The 15,646-nt window shown below is 70.2% G+C and carries 14 protein-coding genes and 1 tRNA gene; 6 read left to right on the top strand and 9 right to left on the bottom strand.

Going from position 1 to position 15,646, the window contains the following annotated elements:
• The first annotated feature begins 16 nt into the window (after positions 1 to 16).
• From JOD52_RS16240 to JOD52_RS16225, 4 genes are all read left to right on the top strand, one after another.
• Positions 17 to 1,078, top strand: coding sequence for a Gfo/Idh/MocA family protein (locus JOD52_RS16240; RefSeq protein ID WP_204411203.1), 1,062 nt, complete (start codon positions 17 to 19; stop codon positions 1,076 to 1,078).
• A 117-nt stretch (positions 1,079 to 1,195) separates the two neighbouring features.
• Positions 1,196 to 2,119, top strand: a complete 924-nt coding sequence (locus tag JOD52_RS16235; RefSeq protein WP_017823544.1) for a hypothetical protein — start codon at positions 1,196 to 1,198, stop codon at positions 2,117 to 2,119.
• Between the two features lie 8 nt (positions 2,120 to 2,127).
• Complete coding sequence (locus tag JOD52_RS16230) at positions 2,128 to 2,676, top strand: NYN domain-containing protein (RefSeq protein WP_204411805.1); 549 nt, start codon at positions 2,128 to 2,130, stop codon at positions 2,674 to 2,676.
• A 62-nt stretch (positions 2,677 to 2,738) separates the two neighbouring features.
• Positions 2,739 to 3,803, top strand: a complete 1,065-nt coding sequence (locus JOD52_RS16225) for a hypothetical protein (RefSeq protein ID WP_204411201.1) — start codon at positions 2,739 to 2,741, stop codon at positions 3,801 to 3,803.
• Positions 3,804 to 3,833: 30 nt separating this feature from the next.
• Here the strand turns inward: JOD52_RS16225 and JOD52_RS16220 are convergent, their stop codons facing one another.
• The 8 genes from JOD52_RS16220 to rpsF all read right to left on the bottom strand — a co-directional run bounded on the left by JOD52_RS16220 (position 3,834) and on the right by rpsF (position 10,650).
• Positions 3,834 to 6,269: a TIM-barrel domain-containing protein gene (locus JOD52_RS16220; RefSeq protein WP_204411199.1), complete on the bottom strand. Its 2,436-nt coding sequence runs from the start codon at positions 6,267 to 6,269 to the stop codon at positions 3,834 to 3,836.
• Between the two features lie 221 nt (positions 6,270 to 6,490).
• Positions 6,491 to 6,574, bottom strand: a tRNA-Leu gene (locus tag JOD52_RS16215).
• Positions 6,575 to 6,744: 170 nt separating this feature from the next.
• Entirely contained in the window at positions 6,745 to 8,103 is a 1,359-nt protein-coding gene (locus tag JOD52_RS16210) for an amino acid permease (protein ID WP_276547970.1), read from the bottom strand.
• A gap of 258 nt (positions 8,104 to 8,361) precedes the next feature.
• Positions 8,362 to 8,643, bottom strand: coding sequence for a ribosomal protein L7/L12 (locus tag JOD52_RS16205; protein WP_204411195.1), 282 nt, complete (start codon positions 8,641 to 8,643; stop codon positions 8,362 to 8,364).
• A gap of 243 nt (positions 8,644 to 8,886) precedes the next feature.
• Complete coding sequence (rplI, locus tag JOD52_RS16200; RefSeq protein ID WP_017823538.1) at positions 8,887 to 9,354, bottom strand: 50S ribosomal protein L9; 468 nt, start codon at positions 9,352 to 9,354, stop codon at positions 8,887 to 8,889.
• Between the two features lie 17 nt (positions 9,355 to 9,371).
• On the bottom strand, positions 9,372 to 9,608 hold the full coding sequence (gene rpsR, locus JOD52_RS16195) for a 30S ribosomal protein S18 (RefSeq protein ID WP_017823537.1): 237 nt from the start codon (positions 9,606 to 9,608) through the stop codon (positions 9,372 to 9,374).
• Between the two features lie 108 nt (positions 9,609 to 9,716).
• Positions 9,717 to 10,277, bottom strand: a complete 561-nt coding sequence (locus tag JOD52_RS16190; protein ID WP_204411193.1) for a single-stranded DNA-binding protein — start codon at positions 10,275 to 10,277, stop codon at positions 9,717 to 9,719.
• Between the two features lie 40 nt (positions 10,278 to 10,317).
• Positions 10,318 to 10,650: a 30S ribosomal protein S6 gene (gene rpsF / locus JOD52_RS16185; RefSeq protein WP_204411191.1), complete on the bottom strand. Its 333-nt coding sequence runs from the start codon at positions 10,648 to 10,650 to the stop codon at positions 10,318 to 10,320.
• A 586-nt stretch (positions 10,651 to 11,236) separates the two neighbouring features.
• Here rpsF and JOD52_RS17650 point away from each other — a divergent pair.
• Positions 11,237 to 11,371, top strand: a complete 135-nt coding sequence (locus tag JOD52_RS17650) for a hypothetical protein (protein WP_259783812.1) — start codon at positions 11,237 to 11,239, stop codon at positions 11,369 to 11,371.
• Positions 11,372 to 11,681: 310 nt separating this feature from the next.
• On the top strand, positions 11,682 to 12,707 hold the full coding sequence (locus JOD52_RS16180) for a hypothetical protein (protein WP_259884394.1): 1,026 nt from the start codon (positions 11,682 to 11,684) through the stop codon (positions 12,705 to 12,707).
• Positions 12,708 to 12,780: 73 nt separating this feature from the next.
• On the opposite strand, the gene JOD52_RS16175 is transcribed toward JOD52_RS16180, so the two are convergent.
• Positions 12,781 to 15,606, bottom strand: coding sequence for a transglycosylase domain-containing protein (locus JOD52_RS16175; protein ID WP_204411189.1), 2,826 nt, complete (start codon positions 15,604 to 15,606; stop codon positions 12,781 to 12,783).
• Between the last annotated feature and the right edge of the window lie 40 nt (positions 15,607 to 15,646).

Genomic DNA, 15,646 nt, shown 5'->3' with positions numbered 1-15,646 from the left:
CTGAGGAGACCCATCCATGACCATGTTCCGAGTCGGCGTCATCGGCGCCGGCAGCATCGCCCGCGCCCACCTCGAGGCCTACGCCGCCCATCCCGGCGTGGAGATCATCGCCATCAGCGACATCAACGCCGACCGCGCCCGCACCGTGGCCCAGGAGTTCGGTGCCTCCCGCTCCTACGCCGACGCCCATGAGCTGCTGGCGCAGGACGACATCGACGGTGTCAGCGTGTGCACGTGGAACGACTCCCACGCCACCTGGACCATCGCCGCCGTCGAGGCCGGCAAGCATGTGCTGGTGGAGAAGCCGATCGCCCGCACCGTCGCCGAGGCCACCGCCATCCAGGACGCGGTGCGCAGGAGCGACCGGGTGGTCCAGGTGGGTTTCGTGCGCCGTCATTCCCCGAACTGCCAGGTGCTGAAGTCCTTCATCGACGCCGGGCAGCTGGGCGAGATGTACTACGCCAAGGCCGGCCTGATCCGCCGCATGGGCAATCCCGGCGGCTGGTTCGCCGACAAGGAGATCGCCGGCGGCGGCCCCCTGCTGGACATTGGCATCCACGTGCTGGACCTGGCCTGGTACCTGATGGGCTGCCCGAAGGCGGTGTCGGTCTCCGGCAACACCTACGAGGTCCTCGGCAACCGCGCCAACATCACCACCATGCCCCGGTACAAGGTCTCGGACTACGACCCGGACAAGAACACCGTGGAGGACATGGCCAACGCCGTGGTGCGCTTCGAGAACGGCGCCTCCCTGCTGCTGGAGTGCTCCTACTCCCTGCACGCCACCAAGGACTCCACCGCGGTGTCGGTGCACGGCACCAAGGGCGGCGCGGATCTGGAGCCCACCCTGCAGATCGCCACGGAGATGCACGACTCGGTCGTCAACATCACCCCGCAGATCTCCTCGGGCACCTTCGAGATGCGTGCCGGTTTCGGCAACGAGATCGCGAACTTCGTCGGCGCCTCCCTGGGGCGTGCCGAGTCCGTCGCACCGGCCGAGCACGGGGTGGAGATGGCGAGGATCCTCGAGGCGGTGTACACCTCGGCCGCCGAGGGCCGCGAGATCCGCCTGGACTGACTGGACCGAGTGGGGACAGACCTGAGCGAGCACAGACCTGCCCCGCGCGGGAATCCCGGCGGGACCGGAGGTGCGCCCCGGTACGCTGGTGGGGACTACGTCGAAAGGTTCGAGGACATGAGCAGCCCCTACCCCGGCAACCCGTCCCCCCAGCAGCCTCAGGGCGGTGCGCCGCAGGGTGGTGCGCCGCAGGGTGGTGCGCCGCAGGGCGGGAGCCAGCCTCCCAGCAGCGGCCAGTGGGGCTCCCCGCCCCCGCCGCCGGCCGCAGGCAACGGATACCCCGGCGCCGCAGGCGGCCCGGGTGCCTCCGCCGGACCGGGTGCCCCGGCAGGTGCCGGAGCCCCCTACCCGGCCCCGAATGGTGGCCAGCCACCGCAGAAGAAGAAGCCGTGGCCCTGGATCGTGGGCGCCTGCGGCTGCCTGACGCTGCTGGCGCTGGCAGCCGGTGGCGGCGGTCTCGCACTGCTGTCGATGAACGGCGGGGATGATCCCACCGAGTCGCCGTCGGCCGGTCCCACCTCGGAGCAGACCACCCTCGAGGACCCCACCGACCCGGTGACATCGGACTCGCCAACCTCTGAGGCACCCACCACGGAGGAGCCGACGTCCGAGGCGCCCACCACCGAGGAGCCCACGGGCACCGTGGGCCTGCCCGGCTCGGACGTCTACGTGGACACCCCGGTCCAGGACCCGACCGACGCCGACCTCGACGCCGCCAAGGACACCGTGATCGCCTACCTGATGGGACTGTCCGACGACGACCCCGCCGCCTCCTGCGCGCTGCAGATGGACCCGCTCACCGGCAAGGGCATCGACGACAGCTCGATCCTCCAGGACACCTGCGTGGAGTCCACCCAGCAGGCGATCGACGATCAGGACCTGGGGGGCAAGGCCACTCACCTCACCCGCGACCACTTCGAGGCGAACCTCGATGCGGAGGGCCGTGTGGTGCTGGTGCACAACATCCACGCCGATGATCCCTCCCCGATGAAGATCGCCAAGGGCACGGACGGCAAGCTGTACGTCGCACTGGGAGCATGACGGATCAGATGACCGACCGCACCACGTACCTCCTGGTCGACGGGGAGAACATCGACGCCACCCTGGGGGTGTCGGTCCTGGGCCGCCGGCCCCAGCCGGAGGAGCGGCCCCGCTGGGGCAAGCTGCTGACCCATGCACAGGACGCCTGGGGCAATCCGGTCTCGGGCCTGTTCTTCCTGGCCGTGGACGACAGCCTGCCGGTGGGGTTCGTGCAGGCCCTCACCGCGATCGGGTACCGCCCGGTGCCGCTGCGCGGCGAGGGCAAGGTGGTGGACATCGCCATCCAGCGCACCGCCGAGGCCCTGCAGGACCGTGCGGCCGACGTGATGCTGGTCAGCCATGACGCGGACTTCGTGCCGCAGATGACGGCGCTGGCTGGCACCGAGGGGCGTCGCACCGCCCTGGTGGGCTTCCACGAGTTCTTCTCCGGTGAGCTGCGCGGCATCCCCGGCATCGAGATGTTCGACCTCGAGTACGACGTCGAGGCGTTCACCAGCCCGCTGCCGCGGATCCGGATCATCGACATCGACGAGTTCGATCCCTACGAGTTCATCTGAGAAGAGGCCCTCCGATGGGGCTCGATGCGCAGTCACTGCTGGCAGGGCCCCGCGGGAGACGGATGTGTCTCGACCTGGCCTGCCGGTTGGACGAGCGGATCGGCCTGGGTGCCTCGATGCTGGGGGCCGAGCTGGATCCGAGTCCCTCGTTCCGCTCCGTGCTGCTGTTCGGTCCCGTTGCCGGGGGCAGCGGGGGCGACGGCGGCGCGGGCCAGGCCGACCGTGAGCCGCCCCGCACCATCGAGGAGCTGGCCCGCGATCTGGCAGCCCTGGACCTGACCGTTCTCGATGCGCCTTCCCCTGGCGGGGTTCCCGGCGGGGACCCGGCCCAGCTGCTGCATCGGGCGCTGTCCACATCGGTGGGAGCTGCCATGTACTGGCAGGAGCCCGATGATCAGGACGCGCTCGCTGCTCTCCCGGACATCGGCGATGCGCTGCGGCCCTTGGCCGAGAGGGTTGCCGCATGGGCACCGGTGCTGGGCTGGGACCGGCCGTGCGCGCCGCAGCAGTGGATCGTGCGCTGGGGCCGGCCGGGTTCTCCCGACGACTCCTGGCTCCATCGGGACGTGTCCCGATGGGCCGCGGATGCCCGGGAGGGTGAGGCAGCCGCACGCAAGAAGCAGCCCCGGCATGCCCGGAACGCACCGTCGGGGTCATGGTGGTCGACCCCGTTGGGACTGCAGCAGACGGTGGACCGGGTCCCCGCCGCGCTGGACCTGGTGGAGGACGAGATGGGCTGGGTCGACGCGTGGGTGACACCGGTGCACGGGCCCGGGCGCGCCCTCGAAATCACAGGCGCGGAGGGCTGGATCGCTCTGTGCCGTGAGCACCCGTTGGAGGTCTCTGCCTCGCGCAGGGGGGACTGGTACCGGGCCACAGGGCGCGACGGCAGATGGGTGGTGCCCGACTGGGAGCAGGTGGCGCAGCAGTGGGACGCCGTGCACCTGACGGTGGCCGGGTACCTGCAGGCCGCCACCCGTGCCCTTGAGGTCGATGCAGATACCGCGAGCGTGATCGGCGGCTGGGACCCCGGATCCACCTACTGGCTGACCGGCGACGTTCCCGCCGTGACCGGCGAGGTGCAGCGGTGGCGGCACCAGGACGAGGGATGGGTGCACACGCCCTGACCTGAGCCCGGACGAGTGCACCCGTTCCTGTCACCGATCAGCGAGCAGCAGCTCCGTGAGGGCGGCGACCAGCTCCGGGGTGGGGTGGCCGTGCTCGACATCCTCCGGCGTGAAGACGGGCACCGTGCCGTACGCGGCGAGTGAGCTGAGGGCGGCGGCGCCGTCACGCTCGAGCTGGGCGAACAGCAGGTCCTTGGTGAAGTAGCCGATGGCCGCGCCACGCAGCACCTTCTCCACCTGACCCAGCACGTCTCCGGGCCCGGTGGTGCCGAGCCCTGCGCCCTCCAGCACCACCGGCTCGGTGCCGGCACCGACCAGGCGCACCCTCACCCGACCGTCCGCGGTGGTCACGCTCTGGATCTCGGCACCGCGTACGGTGAGGTCGCCGGCCGCCTCCGGGCCGAAGCCCAGGAGCGTCAGCTCCCAGATGGTGCGGGCCGGGAATCCGTCGCCGGTCGCGGGCTCGATGGTGAGGCGCCCGGCCTCGATGTCCAGCGAGAACACGGTCTCGGCCCAGGTCCCGGGCTCGGTCTCCTCGGCCAGCATGAACGTGCCGTCGCCACCGCCTGCGACGAGGACCTCGAGCGCCGGGGTGGTCTCGCGGATGTCCAGGGACTCCCCCTCGGCGATCAATGGCAGGAACCCGCCGGCGCGCAGCAGCACCGGGATCGAGGACAGGTCGCGGTGCAGGCTCGCCAGTCGGCCCCCGCGATAGGAGATGCCGGTGGTGACATCGGTCCAGCGGCCCGCGGGCAGCCACGCCTCGGCCACGGCGAGCCGGGTGGTGCGGTCCACGGGACGCACGATCGGCGCCACCAGCAGCTCCGAGCCGAAGAGGTACTGGTCGCAATACATGTACGCCTCGAGGGACGTGTCCTCGAAGTAGGTGGGCTCCACCAGGGACCGGCCCTCGTGATAGGCGCGGCGGTTCATGGCGTGGAGGTAGGGCACCAGGCGGTGGCGCAGTCGCAGCTGCTCCACCATCACCGCGTGCGCGGGCTCGGGGAACATCCACGGCTCCTTGCCGGTGAACCGGGAGCTGGAGGAGTGCAGGCGCAGGATCGGGGAGAACACGCCGAACTGCACCCAGCGGGTGGCCAGCTCCTCGTCCCAGTACCCGCCCATGTGGCCGCCGATGTCATGGCTCCACCAGCCGTAGCCGATGTTCGCCGCGGCCGCCGTCATCCGCGGCTGGAAGGCGAGCGACTTCCAGCTGATCACGGCATCGCCGGAGAAGCCGACGGGGTAGCGGTGGCTGCCCGGTCCCGCGTAGCGCGACAGCAGCAGCCCGTCGCCGTTCTGCTTGCGGGTGTCCTCGTACTGGACGTGGTTGAGCACCCACAGCGGATCCATGCCGGGGACCTTCGAGTAGGGGCCCGACTGCCAGTCCAGCCACCAGAAGTCGGTGCCCAGCTCCTCCAGGCCGCGGTGCAGCACCTCGAGGTAAGCGCGGAGGAACCCGGGGTCGGTGGGGTCGAACTCCACGGCCGCGCCGTCGGCCGTGCGCCCCATGGCCTCGGCGACCTTCTCGTACAGCTCCTCGAAGGCGCGCACCCCGTCAGCGGGATGGTCGTTGAGGGTGACCCGGAGGCCCCGATCGTGCAGGGCCTGCTGGAAGCGCGCGGGGTCAGGGAACAGCTCCGGGTCCCAGGTGTACCCGGTCCAGCCGGAGCCGTACGCGGGGTCGACGTCGGTCAGGTGCCAGTCCATGTCGATCACGGCGACGGACAGCGGAACGCCCTCGTCCTCGAAGCGGTCCATCAGCTCGAGGTAGGACTCCTCGGTGTAGCGGTGGTAGCGGGACCACCAGTTGCCCAGCGCCCAGCGCGGGAGCAGCGGCTGCGGGCCCGAGAGCGCGAACAGGTCCCTCACCGCGGCCACGTGGTCGCGACCGGCGGCGAACACGTACAGGTCCACGGAACCCGGCTCGGCACCCCGCGCCTGCAGCTCGCCGTCGGGCCCGAACACCATCGAGTCCGAGTCGTCGATGTCCGCATAGCCGTAGGTGCTGTTCACCCCGGGATCGAGGTCCACGGCGCCGTCGGCCTCGTCCAGGGTGCGGGTGGCGCCGCCCAGGTTGCCGTCCAGGGGCCGGGTGATGCGGCCCTCGCGCTGGGCGGTGCGGTGGGCCGGCAGGGACAGATCCTGCTGGTACCGCCAGATCGAGTGGTAGTTGGAGACGCCGCCCAGCACGGCGAGAGACAGGCCGTTGGCGGAGAACTCACCGCGGTCGTAGTCCAGGACGTAGTGGTCGGTCTCCACGCGCACCCCGGTGGCGGTCTCGCTCACGCGCGCGGACTCGTCCCGCAGCTCGCGGTTGGTGGCGAACACGGAGGGGCGGTCCTCGAAGGTGCCCGAGGGCGACCATTCCAGGCGCACCAGGCGCGGGGTGATCGGGGTAATCCGGTAGTGGTCGCCCTGCAGCAGGGGGTTCTCGGTGGAGTTCTCAGAGGCGGGGGTTGTCACGAGGTCATCCCTTCACGGCGGCGCTGGAGGCTCCCCCAGCGTCTCACCACGCGCCCGGCTCGCGCTGCACGTCGGTCCCGACCAGGCACCGCCTACCTGCTCCCGACCACGCACCGCCTACCCGCGCACTGCACCACCTACCCACGCACCGCACCACCCACCGACGCACGAAGAACCCCCTCCACCGGCATTTCTGCTGGTGAAGGGGGTGTTTCTCGCGGTGCGCGAGGGGGGAGTTGAACCCCCACGCCCTTTCGGGCACACGGACCTGAACCGTGCGCGTCTGCCAATTCCGCCACTCGCGCGAGTCTTCGACACCGGGTTTCAACACACCGAGGTCGAAGGTTCCTACAGATTACCCCCAGGGAGCCGCTCACCCAAACCGGATCCGACGCACCGTAACGAACACCACGTGCTCGGGCCGGCTGGGCGTGCCGCCTCCCTCCGACGAGCAGCGCCTGGTACGGGGGTCTCCTCAGCGCATGGACTCCGCCTCGGCGAAGGCCTCGTCGATGTCGGCCTGGTCGATGCGGTGGCGTGCCACCAGCACGTACAGCACGGACGCGATCAGCACCACCGGAACCCCCACCATCGCGGCGGCCTGCATGCTGGGCCGCACCGTGACGGTGGCCAGGATCGCCAGCAGCCCCACCAGACCCACCACTGCGGTGCCGATGCCGCCGGGGACGTGGAAGGTGGCACCGGTGATGCCGCTGCGGCGGAACCGGATGAAGGTGATCAGGATCAGTGCCCACACCATCAGCACCGAGAACACCACCAGGCTCATCATGTAGCCGAACACGCCGCCCACCCCGCTGAACGCCAGGATCGCAGCGCCGACGATGCCGATGGAGCTGCAGGCGATGCCCACCACCGGCACCCGGTTCCGGGTGGTCCAGGCGACGGCACGTGGTGCCAGTCCGTCCGAGGCCAGGGAGTGCAGCATGCGGCTGCCGGCGTAGAGGTTCGCGTTGGCAGCTGAGAGCGCCGCGATCAGCACCAGAAGGTTCGTGACGTGCGCGCCGCCGGGGATGCCCAGCCGGTCGAACACCATCACGAACGGGGAGGTGGCCACATCCTCACCGGTGCCGGCGGCCTGCTGCCACGGCACCAGGCACAGCACGATGCCGATGCAGGCCACGTAGAAGAACGCCAGGCGCACCACGGTGGTGCGGGCGGCGGTGCGGATGGAGCGGGCCGGGTCCTTGGCCTCCGCCGCGGTGATGGACAGCAGCTCGATGCCGCCGAAGGAGAACATCACGATCGACAGGGCCACCCACACCGGCGCCCAGCCCATCGGCGCGAAGCCCCCGTCGGCCGTGAGCAGGCTGAGGCCGGGGGCGGGCTGGGACGGCAGGCCGACGAACACCAGGATCACGCCGACGATGATGAACACCAGCACCGCGATCACCTTCACGGAGGACAGTGCGAACTCGACGGTGCCGAAGGAGCCGACGCTGGCCAGGTTGATCCCGATGATCACCGCGGCGAACATCAGGATCCCGGCCCAGATGGGCACCCCGGGCGCCCAGTAGGAGAGGTAGGCGGCGCAGGCCACCAGCTCGGTGCCCGTCACCCCCACGGTGACGATCCAGTACAGCCAGCGGCTGAGGTACCCCCAGAACGGGGAGAGGTAGCGGGCGGCCAGGGTGCCGAAGCCGCCGCGCACGGGATGCCGCGAGGCCATCTCCCCCATCGACAGGGCGATGGTGGCCGCGATCAGGGAGCCGACCGCGAAGGTGATGATCACGGCGGGGCCGGCCAGGGCGATCGCCTCACCGGAGCCCAGGAACAGGCCGGTGCCCAGCGCCGAGCCCATGGCGATCATGGCCATCTGCCCGTGGCCGAGGGAGCGGGCGAGGCCGCGGTGGGAGTCCTCCGAGCCGTCGACCGGTGCGGGGGTGGCCGTTGCGGGGGTGGCCCGGTCAGGGCGGGAGGAGGGGTGGGACGGGGAATTCACCCATCGAGGATACGAGCGTGGCGCTCATCCGGACCCCGCCAGGGTGCCTGGACGGCCCGATGTGACGGATCAGCCGTCGCGCCAGCTCCGTGCGCGCCGTGCAGCGTCAGTTGCCCGGCATGCCACGCCGGTTCACTGCATGCGACGCGCGTACTCCTCCACGGCGTCCTTGGCCTCCTTGAGGCCTGCTCCCGTGGCGACGCGGTACTCCTTGATGGCCTCGATCAACTTGCCCCCGGCGACCACCTGCTGCACCTGGGTGGTGAGGCCGGGCTCGGTGTCCGCTCGCAGCCGGTCCAGCTCCGCACCGGTCACGCCGGCTCGCTCAGCGAGTTGCACCACCAGGGCTCCCAGCTCACGGTTCTTCCGCACCAGTCGATCGATCTGCTCTTGCTTCTGCTTGTTCCCGAACATGGCGGCAACGCTACCCAGGATGCCTGCGCCACGCCGCCGACGCAGGTACCCGCCGGGGGGACCGATGGTCGAGTGTGTGCCGGGGTGTGCCGGACCGATGGTCGGTTTCAGTCCGGGAGCATCTCACCCCGCCCGATAAACAGATCGAGTGCGACGTTGTGAACAGTTCAGCGGTGCCGAACTGTTCACAACGTCGCACTCGATGTGCGGGGGGGTGGGCTGTCACCCGCCGCGCGGTACGACTCAGGCCTTGGCGCCCTTGGCGGCCACGACCTGGACCACGAGGTTCGCGAAGATGTCCTCGTGCAGGCGCACGGTCGCCTTGTGCTCGCCCAGCGACTTGATCGCGGTGGCGAACTCGACGGCGCGGCGGTCGATGTCCTTGTCGAAGGTGGCCTTCACTGCCTCGGCCACCTCCTTGGAGGTGACGGCACCGAAGAGACGGCCGTTGACGCCGGCGCGCTCGGCGACGACGATCGGCTTGGCCTCCAGGGTGGCCTTCAGCGACTGGGCCTCCTCCACGCTCTCGATGGAACGCTTGCCGCGAGCGGCACGGATCTGGTCCAGCTGGCGCTGGCCACCCTTGGTCCATGCCGTGGCGAGGCCGCGGGGGACCAGGTAGTTGCGGGCGTAGCCGTCCTTGACCTCGACGACGTCACCGGCGGTACCGAGGCCGGTGACCTCGTTGGTGAGGATGAGCTTGGTGGTCATGGTGTTCCCTTCCTCGCTCAGCGACCGGAGGTCGAGTACGGCAGCAGGGCGATCTCGCGGGCGTTCTTCACGGCCTTGGCGATCTTGCGCTGCTCCTGCACGGTCACACCGGTGACGCGGCGAGCGCGGATCTTTCCACGGTCGGAGATGAACTTGCGCAGCAGACCTGCGTCCTTGTAATCAACGGTCTCGAGACCCGCGGCCTTCAGCGGGTTCTGCTTCTTCTTCGGCTTGCGAAGAACAGGCTTGGCCATCGTGGTGCTCCTTCTTCCTAAGGGAGCCCGGGCATGCACCCGGGATGGAATGGATAAGGGGGTGTGATCAGGGCCGCTGCCTCACATCAGTGGGGCCGGGCCGGGTGATCAGAAGGGGGGATCGTCGTACCCGCCCTGGTTGCCGCCACCGGCCCAGGGGTCGGAGTCGCCGGACTGGTTGCCACCCTGGGGGGCGTTGCCGTAGCCACCGCCGCCCTGGTTGCCACCGTTGCCGCCGCCGTAGCCGCCGCCCTGGGGGGCGCCGCCGCGCTGGCCGCCGCCGGAGAAGCCGCCCCCGCCGCCGCGCTGCACCTTGGTGGGCTTCGCGGTGGCGTACTTCAGGGACGGGCCGATCTCCTCGACGTCCAGCTCGATGCTGGTGCGGTTGTTGCCCTCGCGGTCGGTGTAGGAGCGCTGCTTGAGGCGACCCTGCACGATCACGCGGGTGCCCTTCTCCAGCGACTCGGCCACGTTCTCCGCGGCGTCGCGCCAGATCGAGCAGCGCAGGAACAGCGCCTCCCCGTCCTTCCATTCGTTCGCCTGGCGATCGAAGGTGCGGGGGGTGGACGCGACGGTGAACGACGCCACCGCGATGCCGGACTGCGTGAAACGCAGCTCGGGGTCGGCGGTGAGGTTGCCGATCACCGTGATGACGGTGTCATTCGCCATGGATGCTCCTGTGCTTCCGGGACGGGTGGGGGGATAAGACTCAGTTGGACTCGTCGGCAGCGGGCTCGGCCGCAACGGCGGGCTTGGTCTCGTCGACGCGCATCAGCTTGGTGCGCAGCACGGACTCGTTCAGGCCCAGCTGACGATCCAGCTCCTGGGCGGTCTCGGGCTTGGCGGTGAAGGTGAGGACGATGTAGATGCCCTCGGACTTCTTGTCGATCTCGTAGGCGAACTTCCGCTTGCCCCACACGTCGACGTTGTCGACGGTGCCGCCCTCAGCAGGGACGACCTGGACGAGCTTCTCGAAGGTTCCGCTCACGGTCCGCTCATCGACGGACGGGTCGAGGATCACGACCATTTCGTAAGTGCGCATGTTCTGGTACCCACCTCCTGTGGTCTTCGCGGCCACGGTATCTCCGTGGCAGGAGGGTTCATGCCATCCGCTGATCGCACCGGGTGGCACGGGTGACGGACCGGCCCAGCCTACCCGGCCCCCGGGGTCCCGGCCAGGGCAGGGGCCGACGTGGGCCAGGGATCACAGCTCCCTCTAGGATCCGGAGCCATGGCAGGCACCGCAGCGCTGTGGCGCGACGCATGCAAGCAGATCATCGTCCCCGCCCTCCGGGACCGGGGGTACAAGGGCACCGCACCCACCTGGCGGCGCGTCGAGCTGGGCGAGGGGATGCCACGAACGGTCACCGAGCCACTGGGCCTGATCCGCGGCTCCCTGCACAGCCAGTCTCCGGCACCAACGGATTCCTGGTGGGAGGTGTCGGACGGGTCGTCGGCCGCGGCCGTCGCGCAGCACGTCCTGGCGACACTGCGCGAGTACGGACTGCCCCGGCTGGAGCGGCTGCTGGATCTCGAGGGGCTGATCGAACAGCTGGAGACGTGGGATGAGCGGGGCGGGCCGGACGGATGGTCCGTCGCACCGCTCCACCCGGCTGTACGCACGGGCGATGGCTCGGGCCCATCAGCAGGGCCTTTCGGCCGAGGTGGTGGACCTGCTGGCCAAGGCCTGGGACGAGGTCCCGGAGTCGACGCGCTGGCGCGGTGACGTGCTGGGAGACCATGTCCGTGGGCTCGCTCGGTGACCGAGGCGGCCCGACGCGGAAACCCCGACGCCGACACGATGCCCCGGCACGGTGCCCCGACAGGGAACGCGCGTGTGATGGCATGGCCACAGCAGGGCCAACTCCTGCTCAGCGCATCCCCTCCCCGCGGTAACGGACGGTAGAATCCCAGGTCAATAGGGTGCACCACTCGCTGCCGGGAGTAGGGTCAGCGCTGATGAGCACTTCACAGACTCCCCGCCGACGGCCCCCCGACCTCCACGGTTCCTCCCGAGCACCCCGGGCCACCGTCTAGCCCGCGCGCGATCCCTCCCGGCCCGGCATCAACGTGGTGGTCCTGGCCGACCCGGGTCGCTGCACCCTGGGAGCCGAGGGCGCCCAGGAATCCCTGCAGCAGGAGCTGACACGCGTGTTCGGCAGTGCCGAGGTGCGGGTGCGGTCCCAGCTGCTGGGCATCAGCGAGGCCAACACCCTGGAGATGTCCACGCCCGGTGCGCTGATGGCCGGTGACGAGGACGTGGACGCGGTGCTGATGCTCACCGAGATACCGCGCCGGCATGGCGGGGTGCCCCTGATCGCCGAGGTGTTCCCCGAGCAGTGCTCCGCCGCGATCGCGTACCCGGTGGTCGGGGTGCTGTCCAGCAAGAAGCGGCTGACCTCGGTGTTCATGGCCTGCGTGCTGCGCATCACCGGTGTAGGCACCGAGGAGGACCATGAGCGGTACTCGCTTCACGGGAACGCGTGGACCGAGGCCACCGGCGAGGCCGGCGCGATGCTGACGGCGAACACCGTGACCGGGGTGCCGCGCACCATCATCGGGATGGTGGCCACCAACGCCCCCTGGCGTACCGCACCGAAGCTGTCCAGCGCCGTGGCCGCGGCCTGCGCCACCGGCGCCTTCGGCATCTTCTACAGCAACATCTGGGAGATGTCAGCTGCGCTGTCCACGCCACGGCTGCTGACGATCGGCCTGCTGGCGATGACGCTGATGGTGGGGTGGCTGATCATCAGCGGCAACCTCTGGGAGCGGCCCAAGCGGGAGGACCCCGCCACCGTGCACCTGTACTACAACCTCTCCACGGTGCTCACGCTGTACCTGAGTGTGCTGGGCCTGTACCTGGCGATGGTGCTGCTGATCTTCCTGGCGGGCCTGGTGGTGATCGACCCCGACTACCTGGAGTCGGTGATCAAGCGGCCCGCGAGCCTGGATCGCTACCTGGACATCGCGTGGATGAGCGCGGCGCTCGGTGTGGTGGCCGGTGGCCTGGGCGCCAGTTTCGACGACGAGACCGACCTGCGCTCCCTCACTCATGGCCGGCGGGAGAACCAGCGCCGGCCGGAGGAGCTGCGCGACTGACGAAGCGGTCGGCCTCAGGAACGAGGAACGGGCCCCGTGCTGAGACAGCGCGGGGCCCCGTGTCCGGGGTGTCTCAGGCGGTGCCGTCGTCCCGTCCGCCACCGGCGGGCGGGCCGGCGTCGTCACGTCCACCGGTGCCGCCTCCCGCCCCGGAACCTCCGGAGCCGGTTCCTGACCCGCCGCGGTTCGGGGCCCTCTCGCCGCCCTGGGTGTCGGTGGTGGGCTCCTCGGTGGGCCTCTCGTTGCCACCGCCGTTGCCTCGGCCGCCGCCCGGCTGTGTGGTGGTGGGCTCGGGTTCGGGCTCCTCGGTGGGCTCCTCCTCGGTCGTCGGCTCCTCCGACGGCTCCTCGGTGGTCGGCTCCTCCGACGGCTCCTCCGACGGCTCCTCCGACGGCTCTTCCGTGGTGGGCTCCTCCGAAGGCTCCTCCGAGGGCTCCTCCGTGGTCGGCTCCGGTGCCGGGGCCCGGGTGGTGCGCGGTCGCGGTGCCTGCGTGCGCTGGGTCCGCTTCTGGTTCTCCAGGCGCACCTCCTCCGGGAAGTCGATGAACTCCTGACCCTCCAGCGAGCGGGACATGATGGACCCCCAGATCTGTGTGGGGAAGCTGCCGCCGGTGATGTTGTCGACCCCGCCGAAGCGGGTCAGCGGCTCCTCACCGGTGCCGTCCTCAGTGGGCTGGAACATGCCCACCGCGGTCACCAGCTGCGGGGTGAAGCCCACGAACCAGGCCGAGCGGAAGGACTCCGAGGTGCCGGTCTTGCCGGCCACGGGGCGTCCGTCCATCACATCCCGCAGCGAGCGGGCGGACCCCTCCGTGGGCGGGCCCTGCAGGGCAACGGTCGCGTTGATCGCGACCCGCTCGTCCAGCGCCCGCTGCTCGTTGTCCTGGTGCTCGTACTCCACGGCGCCGTCCGGCGTGTGCACCGTCTGCACGATGTAGGAGGGCCGGTACATGCCGCCGGCGGCCACCGTCGCGTACACCTCGGCCATCTCACGCACCGTCGGCGAGGCCGAACCCAGCACGTTGGAGGGCTCCGCACCCAGGCCCGGGGTGTCCTCCGGCAAGCCCAGCTTGATGGCCGTCTCCTGAGTGCGCTCCGGACCGATCTCGATGTTCAGCTCGCCGTAGGCGGTGTTGATCGAGCTGGTGGTGGCCTTCTCGAGGGTCACCCGCCCGTAGGAGGTGTCGTTGAAGTTCTTGACGGTCCACCCCTGCTCCGGGAACTCCTTCGGGGAGTTGCCGTCCCAACGGGATTTCAGCGGGTAGCCGTCCTCCAGGGCCGCGATCAGGGTGAAGGTCTTGAAGATCGAGCCGGCCTGCATGCGCGACTGGGTGGCATCGTTCTGCGCCTGCTTCACGAAGTCGGGCCCGCCGTACATCGAGCGGATCGCCCCGGAGGAGGGGTCGATCGTCAGGGTGCCCACGCGGTTGCGCTCGGGCCTGTCCTCGGGCAGCTCGGCGATCGCTGTCACCGCGATCTCCTGCATCCGCGGGTCGATCGTGGAGATGATCCGGTAGCCGCCGGTGTTCAGCTGGTCCGCGGTCATCCCCTGGGCGATCAGCTCGCTGCGCACCGTGTCCAGCAGGTACCCGTTGGTGCCGCCCAGGACATTGGTGCGGCCCGGGGGGATGGTCTCGGGGAACTGCATGGCGTCGGCCTCGGCGGCCGTGAGCCCGCCGGTGGCGTTGACCCGTCGCTCGATCACGCGGGTCCACAGCTGCTCGGCCTTCTCCGGGTTCTCCGCGGGGTCGTAGGCCGATGGGGCGGGGATCACGGCGACCAGCACCGCGGCCTCCTCGTCCGTGAGGTCCTTCGCGTCCTTGCCGAAGTACGCCTGGGCGGCCTCCTGGACGCCGTAGGCGCCGCGGCCGAAGTAGATGGTGTTGAGGTACCGCGAGAGGATCTCGTCCTTGCTGAGCTCCTGGTCGATCTTCAGCGCCATCACCGCTTCCTTCGCCTTGCCGACGTAGGAGGTGGTGGTGCCGGTGTGGTACCGCTCCACGTACTGCTGGGTGATGGTGGAACCGCCCTGCTGGGCGCCGCCCCTGAGGTTGTTGATCAGGGCGCGCACGATCCCGCGGGGGGACACCCCGCGGTTCTCGTAGAAGCTGGAGTCCTCGCTGGCCACCACCGCGTCCTTGACGTTCTCGGGGATCTCGTCGTTGGGGATGATGGTGCGGTTGATCTCGCTGAAGCGGCCCATCTCGGTCTCGCCGTCGGCGAAGTAGACCCGGGAGGTCTGCGCCAGGGCGATGTCGTCCACCTCGGGCACCTCGGTGTCGTTGTACAGCCACACCGCGAAGCCCAGTCCGGCGATCACGAACAGTGCCATCGCGCCCACGATCATGCGCAGCGAGGGCAGCCAGCGCCAGGGGTTCTTCGCCCCGGCGCGGGGATAGTTCAGGACGTTGGTAGCGGCGACCTTCTTGCCCCGGCCTCCGCGACTGCCTCGGCCACCCTTCGAACCGCCGCCCTTGCCGGGCTTGCCGGAGCCTCCGGCGCGACCGGGTCCCGAGGAGCCACTGCCACCGCGACCGGACCCGCCGCCCTTCCCGGCACCTGCACCTGCACCACCGGGGGCTGCATGGCGCGCCGCCACCGAGGTCCGGTCGGCTGCGCGTCGGCCCGTGGCCCGAGCGCCGGCAGAGGATCGAGCACCACCGGTGGATCCGGCAGCTGCAGCCCCGGCCCCCGCACCGGTGGAGGCTGCTGCCGCGCCGGCGGAGCCCTTGCGCTGGGTGCGGCTGCTGCCCTTGATGCGATCAGCAGAGGGCGTACGGGAGCCTGCGTCCTTGCCGCCGGCGATCCGCTTGCCGCGCGCGTCGGACTTTCCGGAACCGGAGGCGCGCCGCACACCTGCGGCACGACGGGCGCCGGACGAGCGTCGGGATTCGCTCATTGCTGCTCCTGGGGCGATCTGAGGGTCAGGTCTCGCGCTT

Source organism: Brachybacterium muris (genome assembly GCF_016907455.1).
GTDB lineage: Bacteria > Actinomycetota > Actinomycetes > Actinomycetales > Dermabacteraceae > Brachybacterium > Brachybacterium muris.
This window is presented reverse-complemented; position numbering and strand designations above follow the sequence as displayed.

Coding starts and splice junctions, on each gene's coding strand:
- rpsR (WP_017823537.1), bottom strand. CDS start 9,608: ATGGCCAAGCCTGTTCTTCGCAAGCCGAAGAAGAAGCAGAACCCGCTG.
- JOD52_RS16225 (WP_204411201.1), top strand. CDS start 2,739: ATGTGTCTCGACCTGGCCTGCCGGTTGGACGAGCGGATCGGCCTGGGT.
- JOD52_RS16210 (WP_276547970.1), bottom strand. CDS start 8,103: ATGGCCATGATCGCCATGGGCTCGGCGCTGGGCACCGGCCTGTTCCTG.
- JOD52_RS16190 (WP_204411193.1), bottom strand. CDS start 10,277: ATGGCGAATGACACCGTCATCACGGTGATCGGCAACCTCACCGCCGAC.
- JOD52_RS16175 (WP_204411189.1), bottom strand. CDS start 15,606: ATGAGCGAATCCCGACGCTCGTCCGGCGCCCGTCGTGCCGCAGGTGTG.
- JOD52_RS16230 (WP_204411805.1), top strand. CDS start 2,128: ATGACCGACCGCACCACGTACCTCCTGGTCGACGGGGAGAACATCGAC.
- rplI (WP_017823538.1), bottom strand. CDS start 9,354: ATGACCACCAAGCTCATCCTCACCAACGAGGTCACCGGCCTCGGTACC.
- JOD52_RS17650 (WP_259783812.1), top strand. CDS start 11,237: ATGGCTCGGGCCCATCAGCAGGGCCTTTCGGCCGAGGTGGTGGACCTG.
- JOD52_RS16240 (WP_204411203.1), top strand. CDS start 17: ATGACCATGTTCCGAGTCGGCGTCATCGGCGCCGGCAGCATCGCCCGC.
- JOD52_RS16205 (WP_204411195.1), bottom strand. CDS start 8,643: ATGTTCGGGAACAAGCAGAAGCAAGAGCAGATCGATCGACTGGTGCGG.
- JOD52_RS16235 (WP_017823544.1), top strand. CDS start 1,196: ATGAGCAGCCCCTACCCCGGCAACCCGTCCCCCCAGCAGCCTCAGGGC.
- rpsF (WP_204411191.1), bottom strand. CDS start 10,650: ATGCGCACTTACGAAATGGTCGTGATCCTCGACCCGTCCGTCGATGAG.